The sequence below is a fragment of the Corynebacterium appendicis CIP 107643 genome, assembly GCF_030408415.1.
GTDB lineage: Bacteria > Actinomycetota > Actinomycetes > Mycobacteriales > Mycobacteriaceae > Corynebacterium > Corynebacterium appendicis.
Window position 1 is genome coordinate 1,054,148 of the sequence record NZ_CP046976.1, and the last position, 20,804, is coordinate 1,074,951.

Annotated in this window: 19 protein-coding genes; 13 read left to right on the forward strand and 6 right to left on the reverse strand. The window is 66.7% G+C overall.

The window, feature by feature from the left end:
• Window positions 1-57 precede the first annotated feature (57 nt).
• Both CAPP_RS05260 and CAPP_RS05265 read left to right on the forward strand, forming a co-directional pair.
• Complete coding sequence (locus tag CAPP_RS05260; RefSeq protein ID WP_076598447.1) at window positions 58-1,008, forward strand: pyridoxal-phosphate dependent enzyme; 951 nt, start codon at window positions 58-60, stop codon at window positions 1,006-1,008.
• Window positions 1,008-3,761 carry an FAD/NAD(P)-binding protein gene (locus CAPP_RS05265; protein WP_076598448.1) on the forward strand — a complete coding sequence of 918 codons (2,754 nt, stop codon included), beginning with the start codon at window positions 1,008-1,010 and terminating at the stop codon, window positions 3,759-3,761. Before CAPP_RS05260 ends, CAPP_RS05265 begins: the two co-directional genes overlap by 1 nt.
• On the opposite strand, the gene CAPP_RS05270 is transcribed toward CAPP_RS05265, so the two are convergent.
• Window positions 3,758-4,471: an IclR family transcriptional regulator gene (locus CAPP_RS05270; RefSeq protein ID WP_076598449.1), complete on the reverse strand. Its 714-nt coding sequence runs from the start codon at window positions 4,469-4,471 to the stop codon at window positions 3,758-3,760. The two genes, CAPP_RS05265 and CAPP_RS05270, sit on opposite strands and share 4 nt — an antisense overlap.
• A gap of 36 nt (window positions 4,472-4,507) precedes the next feature.
• On the opposite strand from CAPP_RS05270, the gene leuC reads away from it, so the two are divergent.
• Together leuC and leuD are read left to right on the forward strand one after the other, a co-directional pair.
• Window positions 4,508-5,929 (forward strand): 3-isopropylmalate dehydratase large subunit, encoded by a 1,422-nt coding sequence (gene leuC, locus CAPP_RS05275; protein WP_076598450.1) that lies wholly within the window; start codon window positions 4,508-4,510, stop codon window positions 5,927-5,929.
• A 25-nt stretch (window positions 5,930-5,954) separates the two neighbouring features.
• Complete coding sequence (gene leuD / locus CAPP_RS05280; RefSeq protein ID WP_076598451.1) at window positions 5,955-6,545, forward strand: 3-isopropylmalate dehydratase small subunit; 591 nt, start codon at window positions 5,955-5,957, stop codon at window positions 6,543-6,545.
• Window positions 6,546-6,598: 53 nt separating this feature from the next.
• Here leuD and CAPP_RS05285 read toward each other — a convergent pair whose 3' ends face one another.
• Window positions 6,599-7,606 (reverse strand): NUDIX hydrolase, encoded by a 1,008-nt coding sequence (locus CAPP_RS05285; RefSeq protein ID WP_076598452.1) that lies wholly within the window; start codon window positions 7,604-7,606, stop codon window positions 6,599-6,601.
• 157 nt (window positions 7,607-7,763) lie between these two features.
• On the opposite strand from CAPP_RS05285, the gene CAPP_RS05290 reads away from it, so the two are divergent.
• The gene (locus tag CAPP_RS05290; protein ID WP_076598453.1) at window positions 7,764-8,762 is read left to right on the forward strand and encodes an NAD(P)H-dependent glycerol-3-phosphate dehydrogenase; all 999 of its coding nucleotides are present in this window, start codon (window positions 7,764-7,766) and stop codon (window positions 8,760-8,762) included.
• A gap of 20 nt (window positions 8,763-8,782) precedes the next feature.
• A complete protein-coding gene (locus CAPP_RS05295; protein WP_076598617.1) occupies window positions 8,783-9,847 on the forward strand; it encodes a D-alanine--D-alanine ligase family protein in 1,065 nt (354 codons plus the stop codon).
• On the opposite strand, the gene CAPP_RS05300 is transcribed toward CAPP_RS05295, so the two are convergent.
• Window positions 9,819-10,814, reverse strand: coding sequence for a DUF3515 domain-containing protein (locus CAPP_RS05300; protein WP_234958710.1), 996 nt, complete (start codon window positions 10,812-10,814; stop codon window positions 9,819-9,821). The genes CAPP_RS05295 and CAPP_RS05300 overlap by 29 nt on opposite strands.
• Before the next feature lie 80 nt (window positions 10,815-10,894).
• On the opposite strand from CAPP_RS05300, the gene CAPP_RS05305 reads away from it, so the two are divergent.
• From CAPP_RS05305 to CAPP_RS05335, 7 genes are read left to right on the forward strand one after another with little or no spacing between them, the layout of a single operon-like run.
• Window positions 10,895-11,875 (forward strand): thiamine-phosphate kinase, encoded by a 981-nt coding sequence (locus tag CAPP_RS05305; RefSeq protein ID WP_076598454.1) that lies wholly within the window; start codon window positions 10,895-10,897, stop codon window positions 11,873-11,875.
• A complete protein-coding gene (locus CAPP_RS05310) occupies window positions 11,872-12,516 on the forward strand; it encodes a uracil-DNA glycosylase (protein WP_076598455.1) in 645 nt (214 codons plus the stop codon). Before CAPP_RS05305 ends, CAPP_RS05310 begins: the two co-directional genes overlap by 4 nt.
• Before the next feature lie 11 nt (window positions 12,517-12,527).
• Window positions 12,528-14,090, forward strand: coding sequence for a DAK2 domain-containing protein (locus tag CAPP_RS05315; RefSeq protein WP_084560473.1), 1,563 nt, complete (start codon window positions 12,528-12,530; stop codon window positions 14,088-14,090).
• 3 nt (window positions 14,091-14,093) lie between these two features.
• Window positions 14,094-16,223, forward strand: a complete 2,130-nt coding sequence (locus CAPP_RS05320) for an ATP-dependent DNA helicase RecG (protein WP_076598456.1) — start codon at window positions 14,094-14,096, stop codon at window positions 16,221-16,223.
• A 26-nt stretch (window positions 16,224-16,249) separates the two neighbouring features.
• Window positions 16,250-16,834 carry an RsmD family RNA methyltransferase gene (locus CAPP_RS05325; protein WP_076598457.1) on the forward strand — a complete coding sequence of 195 codons (585 nt, stop codon included), beginning with the start codon at window positions 16,250-16,252 and terminating at the stop codon, window positions 16,832-16,834.
• A 2-nt stretch (window positions 16,835-16,836) separates the two neighbouring features.
• Window positions 16,837-17,316: a pantetheine-phosphate adenylyltransferase gene (coaD, locus tag CAPP_RS05330; RefSeq protein ID WP_076598458.1), complete on the forward strand. Its 480-nt coding sequence runs from the start codon at window positions 16,837-16,839 to the stop codon at window positions 17,314-17,316.
• Window positions 17,313-18,068 (forward strand): sulfite exporter TauE/SafE family protein, encoded by a 756-nt coding sequence (locus CAPP_RS05335; RefSeq protein WP_076598459.1) that lies wholly within the window; start codon window positions 17,313-17,315, stop codon window positions 18,066-18,068. Before coaD ends, CAPP_RS05335 begins: the two co-directional genes overlap by 4 nt.
• Window positions 18,069-18,116: 48 nt before the next feature.
• Here CAPP_RS05335 and CAPP_RS05340 read toward each other — a convergent pair whose 3' ends face one another.
• Genes CAPP_RS05340 through CAPP_RS05350 form a run of 3 tightly spaced genes read right to left on the reverse strand, consistent with a single transcriptional unit; the run spans window position 18,117 to window position 20,745 of the window.
• A complete protein-coding gene (locus CAPP_RS05340; RefSeq protein WP_076598460.1) occupies window positions 18,117-18,902 on the reverse strand; it encodes an amino acid ABC transporter ATP-binding protein in 786 nt (261 codons plus the stop codon).
• Window positions 18,903-18,904: 2 nt separating this feature from the next.
• Window positions 18,905-19,843 (reverse strand): amino acid ABC transporter permease, encoded by a 939-nt coding sequence (locus tag CAPP_RS05345; protein ID WP_076598461.1) that lies wholly within the window; start codon window positions 19,841-19,843, stop codon window positions 18,905-18,907.
• 2 nt (window positions 19,844-19,845) lie between these two features.
• A complete protein-coding gene (locus tag CAPP_RS05350) occupies window positions 19,846-20,745 on the reverse strand; it encodes an ABC transporter substrate-binding protein (RefSeq protein WP_076598620.1) in 900 nt (299 codons plus the stop codon).
• Window positions 20,746-20,804 lie beyond the last annotated feature (59 nt).

The following is a 20,804-nucleotide window of genomic DNA, read 5'->3' on the forward strand; positions in this document are numbered from 1 at the left end:
CGTTAGTGAAACGCTCCGCGGCGGCCCCGCTGGCCCGGAACGCATAAGCTGGCGTTCATGCTTTTCGAATCATCCCCCGGCCTGCTCGCCGCTGTCGGCGGCACGCCGCTCGTTTCCCTTCCCGAACTCGGCGGCGGGAATGCCCGGGTCTGGGCCAAACTCGAGTCCTTCAACCCCGGCGGCAGCGCCAAGGACCGCACCGCCCGCGCCCTCGTCGCCGACGCCCGCGAGCGCGGCGTGCTCGGTCCGGGCAGCGTCGTCGTGGAGTCGAGCTCCGGAAACCTAGGCGTGGCTCTGGCCCGGGAGGCGGCCGTCGGCGGCTGGGAGTTCCACTGCGTCGTCGACCCGCGCACCAACCAGGCCACGCTAGCCCACATGCGCGCCCTCGGCGCGCACATCCACCCGGTCGAGGAGCCCGACCCTGAGACGGGGGACTGGCTCACCGCGCGACGCGCGTTGGTGGGGCGCCTCGTCGACGAGCTCGGCGGCCTCAACCTCGACCAGTACTCCAATCGCGCGGCCTTCCGCGCCCACAGCGAGGGGACGATGCGCGAGATCGTCGAGCAGCTCGGCCACGCCCCCGACATCCTCGTCGTCGCCGTGAGCACCACCGGCACCATCGGCGGGTGCGCCCGCCACATCCGCAACAGCGGTCTGCCCACCCGGGCCGTCGCAGTCGACGCCGACGGCTCCGTCCTCTTCGGTGGCGCCCGGGGCGAGCGCATCCTCCCCGGCTACGGGGCGGGCGTCGTCACCGAGCTGTCGCGCGAGACCGTGCCCGACGAGGTGATCCGGGTCAGCGCGCGCGACGCGGTGGCGGCGGCACGGCGCTGCGCCCGGGCGACGGGCTTCCTGCCCGGCGCCTCGGGCGGGGCGGTGTGCGTGGGCGTCGAGAAGCTCGCGCGCGAGAACGAGGGGGCGGAGATGGTGGCGGTCTTTCACGACGACGGCCGCGCGTACCTGGATACGATCTACAACGACGAATGGGTGGAAAGGAACGTGAACTGATGAGGGTAGCGATCATCGGGGCCGGCCCGCGCGGGCTCTGGGCCGCGGAGGAGCTCATGGCCAGGGCGCGCGAGCGCGGCGCGGCGATCGAGCTAGACGTCTACAACGACGGCCCCGTCAGCGGTGCGAGCGGCCCCGGAGCCTACCAGCCCGGCCTGCCCGCCCAGTGGCTGCTCAACGTCCCCTCCGCGGTCGTGGAGACGCACCTCGGGACGTTCAACGACTGGCGCGGGGCGGGCGACGCCTTCCCGCCGCGCCGCGAGGTCGGCCGCTTCCTCGCCGCCTCTTGGGCAGCGCTCGCAGCGCACGTGCCGCTCTCGTGCTCGCTGAGGTTCGTGGATGCGCGGGTCCGCGAGGTCGCACCCGTCGGGGAGAGGGTCGAGGTCGAGGGCACGCTTTACGACGAAGCGCTGCTCACCACCGGCCACGCCCACGACTGGCCCGGCGCCCTGACCCACGGCGGGGTCGAGGGCGTGGACAAGGTGCTCAGCGCCTTTGCTCCCGGCGACCTAGACGCGGTGACCGAGGCGGATACCGCGATAGTCAGGGGTGCTGCCTTGACCTTCATCGACGTCGTGCGCCACGCCAGGGCCGGGGTGTTCTACCCGCTGACCCGGGGCGGGCGCTTCATGGACGTCAAGGCCTACCTGCCCGACGACGCCGCGGCGCAGCTCGGCCCGGCGCTGGCGCTCGCGCGGGAGCGGATTCGCACCGCGGAGGGTCTCGAGGACGCGTACGATGCCCTCGTCGAGCTCTCCGGAGAGGTCCTCGCCGCGGGCGGGGCCGGCCCAGACGAGGGCGGTGTTCGCGCGGTGCTGGACGGCAAGGACGGCGCGGACCCCGTCGAGGATCTGCGCGCCTCCCTCCGGGTCGCACTCGGCGAGTGCGCCTGGACGCCCGCGGCGGCGGTGGGCTACGCCTTCCGCGCCGCCTACGACGCGGTGATCGAGCGCTCCTCCTTCGGCGGCCGCGACTCCCTCGGCGGCGAGCGCTTCGGCAGGCTCACCCGCACCCTCGAGCGCGTCGCCTTCGGCCCGCCGGCCGCCACGGCGGGGGAGGTGCTCGCCCTCATCGACTCAGGGCGCATCCGCACGGACCTACTCGGGCGCGGGGACGAGGACTTGTCACATCTCGCACGGGAGGTCGGCGCCACCGCCGTCGTCGACGCCGTCAACGCCCCGCCCGGCCTTGTCGAGGGCACCCTCGAGGCGGAGCTGGTGCGCCGCGGCATCGGCCGGGAGCACCCGGAGACCGGCTCGCTCAGGGTCGAACTTGACGGCACCCTCGCGGGCCAGCGCCACATCGCCGCCGCGGGCAGAGTGAGCGAGGGGTGGATCCTCGGGCACGACACGCTGCGCCGCGGCGAGCACGAGGTCATCCCCGCGTGGGCGCGTCGCGTAACACGTGCCGCGCTCGCCGACCCGGAGCGGGTCCACGGCCTGCCGCCACTGGAGGCCCGCCTGGAGCCCTGGGCCCGGGAGCTCGTGGGCAATGGGGAGGCCGCCCAGGGGCTCCTCGACGCCTACTCCAGCCCCGTCAACGTCCTCGACGCCGCGCCCATGCTGCGCAACGTCGACGAGCTCGTCGACGCCGCGGCGGGCGAGGGCGTGGAGCTCAGGGTCTTCTACGCCCGAAAGGCCAACAAGGCGCTGACCTTCGTGGACACCGTCCGCGACGCCGGCCACGGTGTCGACGTCGCCAGCGAGAACGAGCTGCGCCAGGTGCTCGCCCGCGGTGTGCCCGGCGAGCGCATCATCCTCTCGGCGGCGGTGAAGACCGACGCGCTGCTGCGGCTCGCCGTCGACAGCGGCGTGGTCATCTCCGCCGACAGCCGGGACGAGTACGACCGCATCGCCGCGCTGGCGGCCGGCGCGCCCGCGCTCGTGGCGCCGCGCCTGGCCCCGGACCCGGAGACGATGCCGCCGACCCGCTTCGGCGAGCGCTTCGCCGCGTGGGCCGAGCACCTCGACCAGCCGGTGAACAACGTCCGCGTGGTCGGCGTCCACGTCCACCTGCACGGCTACGCGGCCGCGGACCGGCGCGCTGCGCTGGCCGAGGCGATCGCCCTGACCGACGCGCTGCGCCACGCGGGGCATGCGCCGGAGTTCATTGACCTCGGCGGCGGGGTGCCGATGAGCTACTTGGTCAGTGAGGAGCAGTGGCGCGCCTGGGTCGAGGCCATCGCCACGCAGCGCGAGGGCTACGGCGAGCCGTTCACCTGGAAAGCGGACCCGCTGCGAATCACCTACCCCTACTGGCAGCACCCGACGCGAGGGAAGTGGCTGCGCGAGGTCCTCGCCGACGGTCCCGGTGACGCACTCACCTCCCGCGGCCTGCGGCTCCACCTCGAGCCGGGGCGCTCGCTTCTCGACGGCTGCGGGCTCATCCTGGCGCAGGTCGCCTTCGTCAAGGAGCGCAGCGACGGGGTGCCGCTCGTTGGCCTGCACATGAACCGCACGCAGTGCCGCACCACCTCCGACGACTACCTCGTTGACCCGCTGCTCATCCAGCGCAGCGCGCCCTCGGCGGAGCTGGAGGCCTTCCTCGTCGGCGCCTACTGCATCGAGGACGAGCTCATCCTGCGCCGCAAGGTGCGCTTCCCCCGCGGCGTGGCGGCGGGGGACATCATCGCGATCCCGAACACGGCGGGCTACTTCATGCACATCCTGGAGTCCGCCTCGCACCAGATCCCCCTGGCCAAGAACGTGGTGTGGCCGGGCGGCGAGCTCGACGCAATCGATCGGCCGGTCTAGAGCGCCGAGCTCAACGCAGCGGCGGCCTCACCGAGCTGCGCGCCCCACTTCTCGGCCGGGCTCGGGCTGAGACGCTCGACGGGCCCGGAGATGGACAGCACCGCCACCACCGCGCCGTCGGTGTCCGTGATGGGGGCCGAGACGCTGGCCAGGCCGACCTCGCGCTCGTCGACGGACTCGGCGAGGCCGCTCTCGCGGACCGCCTCGAGCTCTCCGGCGGGGAAGGGGAGGGCGTCGATAAGCCCGAATGCGGCGTAGACGCGCGCGGCCGAACCGGCGGAGAGGGAGAGCTGCGAGCCGACGGGCACCGTGTGCGTCAGGCCGCTGGCCGGTTCCTCGGCCGCGATGCATGTGCGGGTGTTGCCGGTGAGCTGGTAGAGCTGCACGGACTCGCCCGTCGCCGTGACGAGACCGCGCATGATCGGCTCGGCGGCGGAGAGCAGCTGCGGCGGAGTCTGGGTGGCGTAGCTGGCCAGGGCCGTGCCCACGGTCCACTCACCGGCGGGGGTGCGGGAGAGGATGTGGTGAGTCTCGAGCGCTGTGGCGATGCGGTGGGTGGTCGCCCGGGGCAGGCCGGTGTCGGCGCTGAGCGCCGCGAGGGTCTTGTCGCCGGCCGCGACGGCGCGCACGATCGCAATTGCGCGATCGAGGACTTTAATCCCGGAATCTCCGCTATACTGTCTCACGAAATGGATTCTAACATCCCGCATTATGGGAATGTGCGGGGAACCGTGAGGAGGAACGCGATGGCTGACAAGCCCCTGACGCTAGCTGAGAAGGTCTGGCGCGACCACGTGGTCACGCCCGGTGAGAATGGCAACCCCGATCTCATCTACATCGACTTCCAGCTCCTCCACGAGGTCACCTCCCCGCAGGCCTTCGACGGGCTGCGCATGTCCGGGCGCACCATCCGCCACCCCGAGCTGCACCTGGCCACTGAGGACCATAACGTGCCCACTATCGGCATCTCCTCCGGCAACCTCCTGGAAATCGCGGAGCCGACCTCGCGCACCCAGGTGGAGACGCTGCGCAAGAACTGCGCGGAGTTCGGGGTGAAGCTGCACTCCATGGGCGACGTCAAGCAGGGCATCGTCCACACCGTCGGGCCCCAGCTGGGCATCACCCAGCCCGGCATGACCATTGTCTGCGGCGACTCCCACACCTCCACCCACGGTGCGTTCGGGTCCATCGGCATGGGCATCGGCACCTCCGAGGTGGAGCACGTCATGGCTACCCAGACGCTGCCGCTGAAGCCGTTCAAGACTATGGCTGTGGAGGTCTCGGGCGAATTGCAGCCGGGTGTCACGGCCAAGGACTTGATCTTGGCCATCATCGCCAAGATCGGCACCAACGGCGGTGCCGGCCACATCATCGAGTACCGCGGTGAGGCCATTGAGAAACTGTCCATGGAAGCCCGCATGACCATCTGCAACATGTCCATTGAGGGCGGCGCACGCGCCGGCATGGTCGCGCCGGACGAGAAGACCTTCGAGTACGTCAAGGGCCGCGAGTTCGCGCCGAAGGGCAAGGACTGGGATGACGCTGTCGCCTACTGGAAGACGCTGCCCACTGACGAAGGAGCGGAATTCGACACCGTCGTGGAGATCGACGGCTCCGCCCTCACCCCGTTTGTCACCTGGGGCACCAACCCGGGGCAGGGCCTGCCGCTGGCGGAGTCCGTTCCGGACCCAGAGTCTTTCGGCGACGACACCTTGAAGGCTGCCGCCGAGAAGGCGCTGAAGTACATGGACCTCGAGCCGGGCACTCCGCTGCGCGACATCAAGATCGACACGGTCTTCCTGGGCTCGTGCACCAACGCCCGCATCGAGGATCTGCGCGCTGCAGCTGGGGTGATCAAGGGTAAGAGGATCCACCCGGAGACCCGCATGATGGTCGTGCCGTCCTCCGCCATGGTGAAGCAGCAGGCTGAGGAGGAGGGGCTGGACCAGATCTTCCGCGATTTCGGCGCGGACTGGCGCACCGCCGGCTGCTCCATGTGCCTGGGCATGAACCCGGACCAGTTGAAGCCGGGGGAGCGCTCCGCATCCACGTCGAACCGTAACTTCGAGGGCCGTCAGGGCCCGGGCGGACGCACTCACCTTGTCTCACCGCTCGTTGCCGCCGCCACGGCGATCACCGGCCACTTGTCCAGCCCCGCGGACCTCTAAGCACGTAAAGGAAGGGCTTGAAATCATGGAGAAATTCACCACGCACACCGGTGTCGGCGTGCCGCTGACCCGCTCCAATGTGGATACTGACCAGATCATTCCCGCCGTCTACCTCAAGCGTGTCTCCCGCATGGGATTCGAAGACGGTCTGTTTTCCAACTGGCGCAACAATGAGCCGGACTTCGTCCTCAACCAAGAGGCGTACAAGAACGGTTCCGTGCTCTTCGCCGGCCCCGACTTCGGCACCGGCTCCTCCCGTGAGCACGCCGTGTGGGCGCTGATGGACTACGGCTTCAAGGCTGTGTTCAGCCCGCGCTTCGCCGATATCTTCCGCGGCAACACCTCCAAGGCAGGGTTGCTCGCCGGGCAAATGTCGGAGGCGGATATCCAGTTGATCTGGAAACAGCTCGAGCAGGAGCCCGGTCTCGAGGTCACTGTCTCACTCGAGGACCGCACTGTAACCGTCGGGGAGAACACCTACGCGTTCGAGATCGACGACTACATCCGCTGGCGCCTCATGGAGGGTCTGGACGACATCGGCCTGACCCTGCGCGACGAAAAGGCCATCGAGCGCTTTGAGGGTGCTCGTCCCGCGTTCAAGCCGGCGATCTCGTAAGCGGCCGATCTTACCGCCCGATCTGAAATGCCCCGGGAGTGCCCCCGGGGCACTTAACGCGCCGGCAGGGCTGACGGTAGGTAGTCAGCCCCGGTGAGACGGCCGTCATTGAAGGAGAGCACCCACACGGAGCCCTTCTTGGACTTGATCTCCCCGTCAATAGGCAGTCGGCCCGTGGCAGACAGCCACGCGAGCATGTGGGGGATCACGTCGCCCTGGGCGCAGACGACGCTCACGCCGCCCTGGTTCACGACGTCCATGAGCGCCTTCTGGGCGCCGACCATGTCTTCCAGCCACGCGTCGTCGCCGAAGCGCCGGTCAACCTCGACGGGGAGATTCAACTCGTCGGCAAGCGGTGCAACGGTGGACTGGCAGCGGTCCGGAACAGCCGAGTAAATGCGGTCGGGGTGGAACGGCGCGAGCATGGGCACGAGCATCTCCGACTGGCGGCGGCCCTTCTTGTCCAGCGGGCGCAGGTTGTCGTCGCCCGACCACTTCTCGCGGTCGTGGGCGCGGGCGTGCCGCACGTAGAGGATGCGCGCCGTGGCGGGCACGCCGAAGCGTTTCTCCGCCTTCGCCAGCACCTGGCGGTCTAGGTCGTAGGACATGAGGTCCTTGGCTTCCTTAATGGACAGCCAACGGATCTCGTCGACTTCGCCGTTGGCCTCGAATTCGCCGCCGGTGACCTCACCCGTCCAGTAGTAGACGACCTTGGTGCTGCCTTTGATCGGGTAGATGGTCTTGCCCAGCAGCTTGCCCAGGCGTATGTCGTAGCCGGTCTCTTCCTTGATTTCGCGGACAGCGGTGGTCACGAGGGATTCTCCCGGGTCGACCTTGCCCTTGGCGAGCGACCAGTCGTCGTAATGTGGGCGGTGAATGCACGCGACCTCGATAGAGCTGGGATCGCTGGGGTCTCCGCGCCACAGGACTGCGCCCGCGGCCAGCGTGGTGTGCTTGAATTCATCGGCCGGTTTCGACGGAATTTCCTGGTGGCGGCCGGTGAGGAACATTTCGCCCTCGAGGTCTTTGTCCTCTTCGTGCATCTTCGACTTCTTGCCCATAGTGAACATTGTCCCGTATCTGGGGCGGGCGCGCATAACCCTGAATTTACTTAGGCGGTGCTCTACACTGACACGGGCACAAAACCGCCCGGCCCCGTGCGGTGCGGGGGCTCGTGGCGGGGTCGTCGAAAAGCTGAACAAGAAAGGTGGCGCGCGCATGGTCAAGGTCGCGGTCCTCGGCGCTGGTTCGTGGGGCACGTCGCTGGCGAAAGTCTTTGCCGACGCCGGCAATTCCGTCAGCCTGTGGGCGCGCCGCACGGAGCTCGCGAACGCCATCCAGACCACGCGGATCAACGCGGACTACCTCGACGGAATCACGCTGCCGGAGGCGATCGAGGCGACCGACGACGCCGCGGCGGCGATCGAGAATGCGCAGATCGTCGTGCCCGCCGTGCCCAGCCAGACAATGCGGGAGAACCTCGCTTCCTGGGCGCCGCACATTCCCAGCGAATCGACTGTGGTGTCCATCTCCAAGGGCATCGAGGCGGGCACGTACAAGCGCATGAGCGAGGTGATCGCCGAAGTCACCGGCATCGACGAATCCCGCATTGCCGTGCTGACCGGCCCGAATTTGGCCCGCGAGGTCGCCGACGAGCAGCCCGCCGCCACAGTCATCGCGTGCTCCGACCTGAACCGGGCGAAGCTCGTGCAAGCTGCATGCGCCACCTCTTATGTTCGGCCGTACACCAATGTCGACGTCGTCGGCTGCGAGATCGGCGGCGCCTGCAAGAACGTCATTGCTCTCGCTTGCGGCATGGCGGCCGGCAAGGAGATGGGGGAGAACACCCAGGCCACGTTGATCACCCGAGGCCTGGCGGAGATCACACGCTTGGGCATGCAGCTCGGCGCGGACCAGCGCACCTTCGCCGGCCTGGCGGGCCTGGGCGACCTAGTGGCCACGTGCGGTTCAAAGCTGTCGCGCAACCGCACCTTCGGCGAGCGCCTCGGGCGCGGTATGACGCTGGATGAGGCCCGCAAGGCCACGAACGGCCAGGTGGCGGAAGGCGTGACCAGCTCGCAGAGCATCTACGAGCTCGCCCTCGACAGCGGTGTGGACATGCCGCTGACCGAGGCGGTGTTCTCCGTGTGCCACAAGGATCTGCGCGTCGACGACATGATCGCCGCGCTGATGGGGCGCTCCAAGAAATCCGAATAACGGCTTGTAGTGTGGTCACCATGATCACACTCGCCGTCATTTACGGTGGAATGTCTTCCGAGCATTCCATTTCCTGCATCTCCGCCGGCGCCATCATGGCTGAACTGCCGGCGGAGAAATACGAGATCTTCCCCGTGGGGATCACGAAAGACGGCACCTGGGTGGCGGGCTCGACCGACCCGGTCGGCGGCTCCACGCTGCCCAGCGTCGACGGCGGGCGCGAGGTCGCTGTGTCCGTGAACCCCGCACGCCGCGGAGAGTTCTACGATCCGGCTACCGGGGAGGTACTGGCCACCGTCGACGTGGTCTTCCCGGTCCTGCACGGCACCTACGGTGAGGACGGGACGATCCAGGGCCTGCTCGACCTAGCGGGCGTTCCGTACGTCGGCCCGGGAGTGCTGGCCTCGGCGTGCTCCATGGACAAGGAGTTCACCAAGACCATCGTGCGTTCCGCCGGCGTGCCTGTTACCCGCGAATTCGTTCTCCACGAGGAGAAGAGCACCGCCGACGTCGACGAGAAAGCGCGCGAGTACTTGGGCCTTCCGGTTTTCGTGAAGCCGGCCCGCGGGGGATCCTCCATCGGCATCACCAAGGTCACGGCGTGGGACGACCTCGATCGCGCCGTGCGCGCCGCGCGGGAGTACGACACCAAGGTCATCATCGAAGCCGAGCTCGTCGGCGACGAGGTGGAGGTTGGCGTGCTCGAGCGCCCGGACGGCGAACTAGTGGCGTCCCCGCCCGCCAAGCTCAACGGCACAGCCGATTCGGACGAGGGCTTCTACGGCTTCGAGACCAAGTACCTCGACAACGTCGTCACCGCGACCATTCCCGCGGGCTACGACGACGAGCTCAACCAGCAGCTCGCGGAGCTTGCGCTCACCACGTTCCGCGCGCTGAGCTGCGAGGGCCTGGCCCGCGTCGACTTCTTCGTCACCGAGAACGGGCCGGTTCTCAACGAGGTCAACACCATGCCGGGCTTCACGTCGATCTCGATGTACCCGCAGGTGTTTCGCGCCGCTGGCATGACGTACGGCGAGCTACTGGAAACGCTGATCTCTACTGCGCTGGAGCGTTCTGCGAAATAGCGTCGGAGATTCTGGTCAGCGCGCCTTCGCCCGCACCCACCGGCAGGGACACAGCGATGTCCGTCGCACGCCCCAGCGCGTACAGCACAGTCGCCTGCGACGCGTCGTCAGGCCTGGTCTCCTCGAACCACGGCACATCGTTGATCTGCGTCAACTGCGCGCCCGCCTCATAGCTCGGTGGCGGGGCGATGCCGCATTTCAGCACCACGGGGTCTAGCCCGTCCGCGCCCCATGCGGCGGCGTTCTCGCCGAGTCCGTCCACGCTCGTGACATCGAGGCGCCGATAGCCGCCGGCGAGCTCATCGGGCAACGCGGCAATCAACTCGCGGCAGACATCGTCGGAGCCTTCGCTTATCGACGCCTCCAGCTCCGCCAACGGCGCCTTTCCCGGCGAGGGAGCTGTTTCGGACAGGGCGCTCAGATCCAGTTCGGCCACTGGTTGTGAATCCTCGCCGCCGAGGGCAGCCCCGTCAGCGGTGACAGCGACGACGGGGGAGCGGTCTACCGTGAACCACGTGGTCAGAGCGGCCCCCGGAGCCGGATCGGTGATCTTCATCCACTCCGCGCCACCGATCTCTTCCGTGGGGGTGAGCTCCGTGAACTGCAGCGGGGCGTCCACGCCGCAACGCAGCGTCACGCGTTCGGCCGACGATGTCTGCCACACAGCGGCACCCGCCGGGGCGGGATCCGCGAGAGTGGCGCGCTCGTGGCCGGCGAGCGTGTCCGGTAGCGTACCTACCAGTGCGGAGCATTCGGGGGATTCCGCCTCAGGCGACGGCAACTCCGTCAACGCCACCGGCTGGTTGTTAAGCTGCTTCAGGTACAGCTTGGAGCCGACCAATACACCGGCGACGAGAAACAGGGCGAGCCCGAGGCTGAGCAGGATCAGCGGGCGCCGCATGACGACGCCGTGTTCCTGGTCGCTGTGGTCGGCGGGCTGGTCCGGTGGCGTCACGCTGGTGGTCATAGCGGTTCATTGTATTAGCGGCCCGCACCAGACGGACCCACGCATCAGGCGGTTGACGGACAGAAAGGTGCTCACAGACCGTGATCCAGACTGGTATCCCCACAAAAGGCCCCACGCTCGGGGATGTCGGTGAGCGCTCCGTCATTCAGTCCATCGTCGATGTCACCCCGTCGTCCATCAACGGCGACGACGCGGCGGTGTTGCACCGGTCGTCGCCGAATTCGCGGGCCGTGGTCACCACGGACATGCTGGTGGAGGGTCGCCATTTCCGGTGGGACGTGACCACGCCACGGCAAGTCGGCAGAAAAGCGATCGTGCAGAATTTCGCCGATATCGAGGCGATGGGCGCACGCCCGGTGGCCGCGCTGTTGTCATTGTCCGCGCCGAAGGATCTGCCCGTCGCCGTTGTCACCGAGCTGGCCCGTGGCATCGGCGACGAGGTTGGCAAATACGCCGCGGAGCTCGTCGGCGGCGATGTGACTTCCGGCGACAGCCTCGTCATGTCGGTCACGGCGATTGGCTCGCTGGGCGGCAACCGCTGGGCGCTCACGCTGGACGGCGCGCGCGGAGGCCAGAACCTCGTCGCGCACGGCCGCATCGGTTATTCGGCAGCAGGCTTGGCGCTGCTCGAATCCGGCCGCGAGATCCCGGAGGAACTCACCTCGCTCGTTCAGGCCTACCAGGCGCCGGAGATCACGCCGGGCAGCGGTGTCATCGCGCGCTCGGCGGGCGCGACGAGCATGACGGATAATTCCGACGGGCTGCTCCACGACCTGAAACTTCTTGCGCTGCGTTCCGGCGTGAACATGGACATCGACTCGTCCACGATCGCGCCCGACGACCGGCTGCGCGCCGCAGGCGAATTCTTAGACCATGACCCGTGGCAGTGGGTGTGCGAAGGCGGGGAGGACCACACTTTGTTGGGCACTATCAGCGGCGATGCCCCGGTCGGCTTCCGCACGATCGGCGGCACCGCGAAGCCGGGCACCGGCGAGGAACCCGTGGTGACCATCGACGGCGGGGCCACCACCTACGGCGGCGGATGGGAGAGCTTCGCATGAGCCTGCCCGTGCACCCGTCCTGGGAAGCGCCTTTGGCGCCCGTGGAGGACCAGATCCACCGGCTCGGCGATTTCCTGCGTGCCCAGCCGGGCTATCTACCGGCCGGCAACGACATTCTCCGTGCCTTTCAGGACCCGTTCGACGATGTCCGCGTGCTCATCGTCGGCCAGGACCCGTACCCGACGCCGGGCCACCCGATGGGCTTGAGCTTTTCCACGCAACCTGATGTCGCCCCACCCCGCTCGCTGGTGAATATTTACTCGGAGCTCCAGGACGACCTCGGCATTCCGCCGCGCCGCGACGGCGACCTGTCGTCCTGGGCGGGCCAAGGCATTCTGCTGCTCAACCGCGTGCTGACCGTCGCACCGGGGCAACCCGGCTCCCACCGCGGCAAGGGCTGGGAGCAGGTCACGGAGACCGCGATCCGCGCGCTCGCTGAGCGCGGCACCCCTCTGGTGGCGATTCTGTGGGGCAGGGACGCGCAGACCGCGAAGCGATTCCTGGGAGACACTCCCTGTATCGAGTCTGCCCACCCTTCGCCGTTGTCGGCCCGCCGTGGATTCTTCGGCTCCCGTCCGTTCTCCCGTGCCAATGAGGCGCTGCGCGCGCAGGGCGCGGACGGTGTGGACTGGGCACTGTAAAGTAAGGCCCCATGACTAATCCCGCGGTGATCGATGGTGCGCGACTGCTGTCGTGGGCGCGCCGTGCCGCGCGCCTGTTGGAAGCCCACCGCGAGGAGATCAACAGCCTCAACGTCTTCCCGGTGCCGGATTCGGACACCGGCTCGAATATGGCCCACACCATGTCGGCCGCCGTCGAACAAGCTGAAACACTTGACTCAGCTGCGAGCTGCGCCGATATCGCTTCCGCTTTGGCGGTGGGCAGCATCAAGGGTGCCCGCGGAAATTCGGGCGTGGTGCTCTCACAGGTGCTGCGCGGCGTCGCTCAGGCTGCAGCCGAAGGCGACCTGGACGGCGAGAGTGTTGCCGATGCTCTCACCAACGCCGTCTCCTACGTCGAGCGTGCCATCAACGATCCGGTGGAAGGCACCATCGTCACCGTCCTGCGCCACGCTGCCGAAGCCGGACGCGGCGCCCTGGACGCATCCGGCGGCTCGGCGCTTACCCAGGTGACGGCGGCAGCCGTCGACGCGGCGGAAGAAGCCCTCGAGCAAACCCCGTCACAGCTCGCCGAGCTGCGTGAGGTCGGCGTTGTCGACGCCGGCGGCCGCGGACTCGTGCTGCTGCTCACGGCACTGCGCGACGAAGTGGCCGGCACTCCCGCGGCGGTCACCGGAGCTGGCAGTTCTACCGCGCAACCATCTACGTCCGCCGGCGCCTCGTCTAGCACCGAATCGCACGGCCACACCGGCTGGCTGGAGATCATGTTCTTCTTCACCGGACCCGTTGACGAGCTGCAAACGGCTCTCGCGGCAATGGGAACCAGCCTCGTGATTGCCCGCGCATCCGATACCGAGGCGAAAGTTCACATCCATTCCGTGGACGCCGGCGCGGTGATCGAGCGCGCTTATGAGCTGGGCTCCGTTTCCGACCTGTGCTTGGAGATCCTGCCTGATGCCGCACCCGCCGACGAAACGCCGTCGACCAGCCGCCTCATCATCGCGCTGACCCCCCAGGGCTCGGTGACAGAACTCTACCTCCAAGCTGGTGCCGTGCCGGTGAACCCAGATGACGGGCTTGAAAACGAGATTCAGTCCGCCATCACCGGTGTCGGCGCGAGCGAGCTCGTCGTTCTGCCGAACGGGCTCGCCGGACCCGACGAGCTGGAGCAGATCGCCGGGGCGGTCAAGGACGCAGGCGCACAGGTCGCCGTTCTGTCCACTACTCGTCTCGTCGGGGGCATCGCGGCCCTCGCCGTGCACGATCCGCGCCTGCCGCTCGAAGCAGCCGCCGCGCACATGGGTGAGGCCGCCGACGACATGCGCGCCGCCGACATCGTGGCTACTGCGGGAGGAAAGATCACGGTAGTCGCGCCCGTTGACGGGGTGCTGGCGGAAGAGGAAACAGTGCAACGCGCCGTCGATAAGGCGTGCCGCGTGATGCTTGAATCCGGCGGCGAACTGGTCACCTTGTTGCTGGAATCGTCTCTAGCCGCGGAACTGGACGCCGACGTTCTCGAGGACGCGCTCGAAGCGGAAGTGCTCGTGTACCCGGCTGACGGGCTGGGCACGCTCGGCCAAATCGGGGTGGAATAATCCGTGCTGGGGATCAACTACACCACGCCGCTGAACCTGATCATTCCCACGCGCCCCGCCCGCGCGATCGCGAAGGCCTTCGGAATCGAGACCGCCGAGGGCTTGCTCGAGCACTATCCGCGCAAGTACCTGCGCTACGGCAACGGCAGTGCGCTGGAAGGGGCCCTGCCCGACGACCGGATCACCTTCATCGGCACCGTCGTGTCCACGCGGACGATCCGCGGCAAGAAGCCGATCTTCAAAGTGGAGATCTCCGACGGCTTCGACACCATTCACGCAACCTTCTTCAGTGTGCGCTACGCCCCGCGCGTCCTGTTCGGCGGGGTGCGCGCGATGTTCACCGGCAAGCTGAGCTATTTCAACGGCCAGCCGCAACTCCAGCACCCCGACTTCCTCATCCTCGACGCGCCGAAATTCCGCGAGGACGTGGGGGAGCGGCCGTCGCCGAAGGGCGGGGCGACCGGTTCGATGAAGCAGCTGGCCGTCTTCGGCGACCCGGACGAGATTTTAAAAGGCCGCGAATGGCTGCCGGTGTACAAAGCGACGAAGAACTTGTCCACGTGGACGATCATGGGCGCGGTCAATGCGGTGCTGGACACACTGCCACCTGTGAAAGAACCGCTCGGTTTCACCCCGGACGGATTCATTTCGCTCGACGAGGCGATCCGCCAGATCCACAATCCCGGATCCTCAGGCCCGGACGCCGCCCGTGAGAGGCTGAAGTACAACGAAGCCCTGCGCGTCGCGCTCATCATGGCGCTGCGCCGCGCGGATTCCAGCCACCGCACGGCCGCGGCCTTGCCGCGCGTGGAAGGGGCCTCGCAGGACCACATGCTGGACAACCTCCCGTTCGCGTTCACCGACGGGCAAAAGCAGGTGTTCGATGAAATCTCCGCCGACCTCGACAGCACCACGCCGATGAGCCGGTTGCTGCAGGGCGAGGTCGGCTCCGGCAAGACCATCGTCGCGCTCGCCGCGATGCTCCAGGCAGTGGACAACGGCATGCAGTGCGCGCTGCTGGCACCGACGGAGGTGCTCACGCTCCAGCACGAAAAATCCCTGCGGAAAACACTCATGCGCACCGGCGTCCATGCCCGCGTGGTCGCGTTGACCGGGTCGATGTCGACGGTGCAGAAACAGGAAGCGTTATTGGCCATCATGAACGGTGACGCGGACATTGTGGTGGGAACGCACGCGATCATTCAAGACAATGTGGACTTCTTCAAACTCGGCTTCGTTGTCGTCGACGAGCAGCACCGCTTCGGCGTCGAGCAGCGCGACCGTCTGCGCGATAAAGCGGGGGAGACCACGCCGCACCTGCTGGTCATGACGGCGACGCCGATTCCGCGCACCATCGCGATCACCGTCTTCGGCGACCTTGCGGTGTCCACCCTGCGCGAGCTGCCCGGCGGCCGCAAGCCGATCCAGTCCTCGATCGTGCCCGAATTCATGGACACGTGGATTGAACGCGCATGGCAGAAAATCAAGGAGGAAGTCGCCGACGGACACCAGGCGTACATTGTCTGCCCGCGTATCGACGGTCCCGGCGGCGTCCACGAGATCGCCCATCTGCTCGGGCGGACCCACTTTCGGGGCATGAGAATCGGCGTTCTCCACGGCCGCATGAAAGGGGAGGAGAAGGACGACGTCATGTCCGCCTTCGCCGCCGGTGATATCGATGTGCTGGTCTCCACGACCGTGATCGAGGTCGGCGTCGACGTGCCCAATGCCACCGTGATGATGGTGCGCGAATCGGAGCATTTCGGTGTCTCCCAGCTGCACCAGCTGCGCGGCCGCGTGGGCCGCGGCGGCCACCAGTCCCTGTGCCTGTTTCACACCTTCGCCGAAGCGGACACCCCGCAGTTTGAGCGCGTCCGGCAGATTGCCGATATCTCCGACGGCTTCCAGCTCGCGGAGCTCGATCTGCAGAACCGCCAGGAAGGCGACGTTTTGGGCACCCACCAATCCGGCAACGAGCGCCAATTGAAGTTGCTCAACCTCGTCGAGGACTACGAGATCATCCAGCGCGCCTACGACGATGCCGAAGCAGTGGTGGCCACCGACCCGGATCTGGCGCGCACCGTCACCGACACGGAGATTCTCGAGGAATTCGAGTACCTGGAAAAGAGCTAGTGCCACTGCGCGTTACAGTTGAGCGCATGAGCCGAATCATTTCGGGCGAAGCCCGCGGACGCACGATCAAAATTCCTCCCGAGGGAACGCGGCCGACCTCCGACCGCGCACGCGAAGGTCTGTTTTCTTCCCTGCAAGTCCGCTTCGGCTTCGCGGGGCAGCGAGTTCTCGACCTATTCGCCGGTTCCGGCGCGCTCGGCCTGGAAGCCGCGTCCCGCGGTGCCGACGAGGTCGTGCTCGTCGAATCTAACCCGCACGCAGTGGAGATCATCCGCCACAACATGAAGGTGGTCGGCCACCCGCGCGTAACCGTCGAACAGGCCAAGGTCTCCGACTACGTTCCGCGCGCGCCCAAGGAACACTTCAGCATGGTGCTCGCCGACCCGCCGTACGATTTACCGGATGAGGATGTCGCCGAGATGCTCAATGCGCTCGTGCCGTTGCTTACCCACGACGCCGCTGTCGTGGTGGAGCGGCACCGTGAGAGCCCGGAGACCGATTGGCCCGACGGATTCACCCCGACGGGGCAGAAGTTGAAGAAACGCCTGTACGGTATAGCTCGTATGGACATGGCGACGTTCAGCCGTGCAGAGCGAGATGTGAAAGCATAACGATGACGAGAGCGGTTTGCCCCGGTTCTTTCGACCCGGTGACCAATGGACACCTGGACATTTTCACGCGCGCGGCGCGCAGCTTCGAGGAAGTGATCGTTCTTGTCACCGCGAACCCGAATAAGCAGACAGGGTTGTTCTCCATTGAGGAGCGCATGGGCTTCATCCGTGAAGTGACCAGCGACCTGCCGAATGTCACTGTGGACACCTGGGGCGGTCTGCTGGTGGATTACACCACCGCCCACAAGGTCGGTGCTCTGGTCAAGGGTCTGCGTTCCTCGCTCGACTACGACTACGAGCTGCCCATGGCGCAGATGAACCGTCGCCTGTCTGGCGTGGACACCTTCTTCCTCATGACGGACGAGAAATACGGCTACATTTCCTCCTCGCTCTGCAAAGAGGTGGCCAAATACGGCGGCGATGTCAGCGGACTGGTGCCCGACTGTGTCGTCGCGGCAATGAAGAACAAATACAAGGGATGAGCGCGGGACTGACCGTCTTCGTCGTCTTCCTCTCCGTCGGTATCGGCGCATGCTTTCAGCGCATCGCCGGCATGGGCGTGGGCTTGCTCGCCGGGCCGGTGCTCTCGCTCATTCTGGGACCCGTCGAGGGCATTCTCGTGGTCAATGTCTTAGCGGCCACAAATGCGCTGATCACCAGCATCAATGTGCGCGAGGACATCGACTGGACCAAATTCTGGCTCATCGCGCCGGCGCTCATTTTCGGTGCTGTCCCCGGTGCGCTGCTCATCCGGGCAGTGAAACCCGACGTGGTGCTCGTTCTCGTGGGCGCCTTGCTCTTGTTGGCGCTGGCGCTCGTGACTTTCGGCCGGCGCTTCGTGCCCGAGCCGCACGGCCGCATTCCTGCGGTGACCTCGGGCGTCGTCGGCGGATTCATGAACACGCTTGCCGGGATCGCCGGGCCCGCGATCACGGTCTACGCTCAGGCGGCGCGCTGGGAACAGCGGGTCTATGCCGCGACGTTGCAGCCCATCTTCTTCGTCAGCGGAATCATCTCGTTCGCCATCAAGGAGTTCGCCGGCGCCGCTGAGCTCGGCGGAGTCAACGGTTGGATCTGGGGCGCCGGCGCTGCCGGCATGGTCTTGGGGATCTACACCGGCGTGAAGCTGTCCCCGCGCATCTCCCGCACAGCCGCCCACCGCATTGCGTTGCTGCTTGCAGCTCTCGGCGGGGCGACCGCGCTGCTGCGTGGCGCTGCCGGGCTGCTTGACTGAACGGCTGTAATCCTGTTCGGCTAACTAGCTGACCTGCTGACCAGCTAGTTAGAAAATCGAGGACAAGAATTCCTTGGTGCGCTCGTGCTGGGGATTGTCCAGGACCTGCTGCGGGGTTCCCTTCTCCACGATGGTGCCCTCGGACATGAACGCGACGGTGTCGGCGACCTCGTGGGCGAACGCTATCTCGTGGGTCACCACGATCATGGTCATGCCGCTGGCGGCCAGATCTTTCATCACTCGGAGAACCTCCCCGACGAGCTCGGGGTCGAGGGCGGAAGTGGGCTCGTCGAAAAGCATGAGCTTGGGGTCCATGGCGACGGCGCGCGCGATGGCGACGCGCTGCTGCTGTCCGCCCGAAAGCTGGACGGGGAAAGCCTCCGCTTTGTGGGCGAGGCCGACCTGCTCGAGGAGCTCCATGGCCTTCTTCTTCGCGTCCTCGGGCTTCTCGCCCTTGACGTGGACGGGTGCCTCGATGATGTTCTCGAGCACAGTGCGGTGGCCGAAGAGGTTGAAGGACTGGAAGACCATGCCGATCTCCCGGCGCTGCACCGCGGCGTCCTTGGCGGAAATCTCGTGGAGCACGCCGTCTTTTTCGCGGTAGCCAATGAGATCGCCGTCGACGTAGAGGCGGCCCGCAGTGACCTTCTCGAGGTGGTTCACGCAGCGCAGGAAAGTCGACTTGCCGGAGCCGGACGGGCCGATCAAACAGGTGACTTCACCGGGCTGGACCTCAAGATTGATGCCCTTGAGAACATCGAGGGAGCCGAAGGACTTCCACACGTCCACCGCCTGGACCATGGGTGTAGCGGCAGTAGCAGAGGAGCGAGTCATGGTTAACGGTTCCTTTCCACGACGGTGACGTTGTTCGGTGCTTTGCCTTCGGCGTCAGTCAGCGCGGCGAGCTGGCGGGCAGTGAGCTCGCGGTTTACGCCGCGGTCGAAATAGCGCTCGAGGTAGAACTGGGCGACCATGAGGATCGAGGTGATCACCAGGTACCAGGTGGCGGCGACAAGAAGCATCGGCACCGGCTCGAACAGTGCGGCCGCGATGTCCTGCGAACGGCCGTAGAGCTCCAGCGAGTAGGGGACCGCGACCACGAGCGAAGAGGTCTTGAGCAGGGAGATGAACTCGTTGCCCGTTGGCGGAATGATGATGCGCATCGCCTGCGGTAGCACCGTGCGGCGCATAGTCATGCCCCAGCCCATGCCGAGCGCCTTCGACGCCTCGATCTGGCCTTCGGGCACGGAGTTGATGCCGGAGCGGACGATTTCCGCCATATAACCGGCCTCGTTGAGACCCAGACCGATGACGGCAAGGGCGAAGGCGGAGGACGTCAGGGCATCGAGAGACACTTCGGTAAAGCCAAGGTTGATCGATTGGTAGATCGAGCCGACCAAGCCCCAGAAGACGAGCTGCACATAGATCGGGGTGCCGCGGAAGATCCACAGGTACAGCCACGCGATCGACTTGAACACTGGGTTCGGCGACATGCGCATCACTGCCAGCAGCACGCCGAGGACGACGCCGATGATCATGGACAGCACCGTGATCGCCAGGGTGTGGCCGGCGGCGACGAGAATGCGCGTGTCGAAGAGGTAGGCCCAGTAGGTGCCCCAGCCGTACGCTTCGCGGCGCGCTGCGTCGACGACGAACAAGGCGAACAAGACCAGCAGGATCGCGGCGGTGATCCACCGGCCCGGGTGGCGCAGCGGCTTGGCCTCAATGCGCTCAGGTTTCCGGCGCGAGGTCTTTTTCGGAACTGTGGTGCTCATTCTCACTGCCCTCCTACAGGCTGTTCGTTGATCTGCGCCTGCTCCAGCAAGCCTGTCTCCACACCCCACTGGGCGAGGATGCGTTCATAATCGCCGGTGTCGATGAGGTGCTGCATTGCAGCAGCCATCGCCGGGCCGAGCGGGGAATCCTTCGGCACCGCGAACCCGTAGGGGGCGGCGTCGAACATCTCGCCGATCAATTCCAACTGCCCGTCGGAACGGTTGACTGCCCACGCGGTGACGGGGGAGTCCGCGCTCAAGGCGTCGGCGCGCCCGACGAGCGCGGCGAGCGCCGCGTTATCGGACGTGTCGTAGGACAAGATGGTGATCGGGTTGCCTTCTTCCTCGCACTTTTCGGCCTTAGGCCGGACATCGTCGGTCTCCGAGACGGTCGTGCGCTGGACCGCGACGGTCAGGCCACACGGATTCGACGGATCGACATCGGATCCTGGCTGCGCGGCCCACTGGATCCCGGCGTTGAGGAAATTGACGAAGTCGAAGTTCTCCCGGCGTTCCTCCGAGTCGGTGAACCCTGACATGCCGGTATCCAGCGTGCCCGCTTGGACGGCGGGGAGAATCATGGCGAAGTCCTGCTCCTGCGGGGCGAACTCCAAGCCCATGACGCTGGCGACGGCGCGGCCGAGATCCATCTCCATTCCAATGAGGTTGCCTTCCGAGTCCTTGAATTCGAATGGCGCGAACGGCGGGTTGGCGCCGGCGGTGAGACGGCCGGATGCCTGAATATCTTCCGGCACCATCGCCGCGATCTCGGGCACTGCGGCTGGGGCGATTTCTTCCCAGCTGTCGGGATTTCCGCCCTCGGTATTAGTCACGCAGCCAGCGAGCATAGCCACGGAGAGGAGGCTGGCGCACACGGCGGCGGTCTTGACACGGGTGAACATAGCCGAAAGCATACTATGCTCCGCGATGAAAAATTAAAAAAGACCGCGCGATGTCGCGC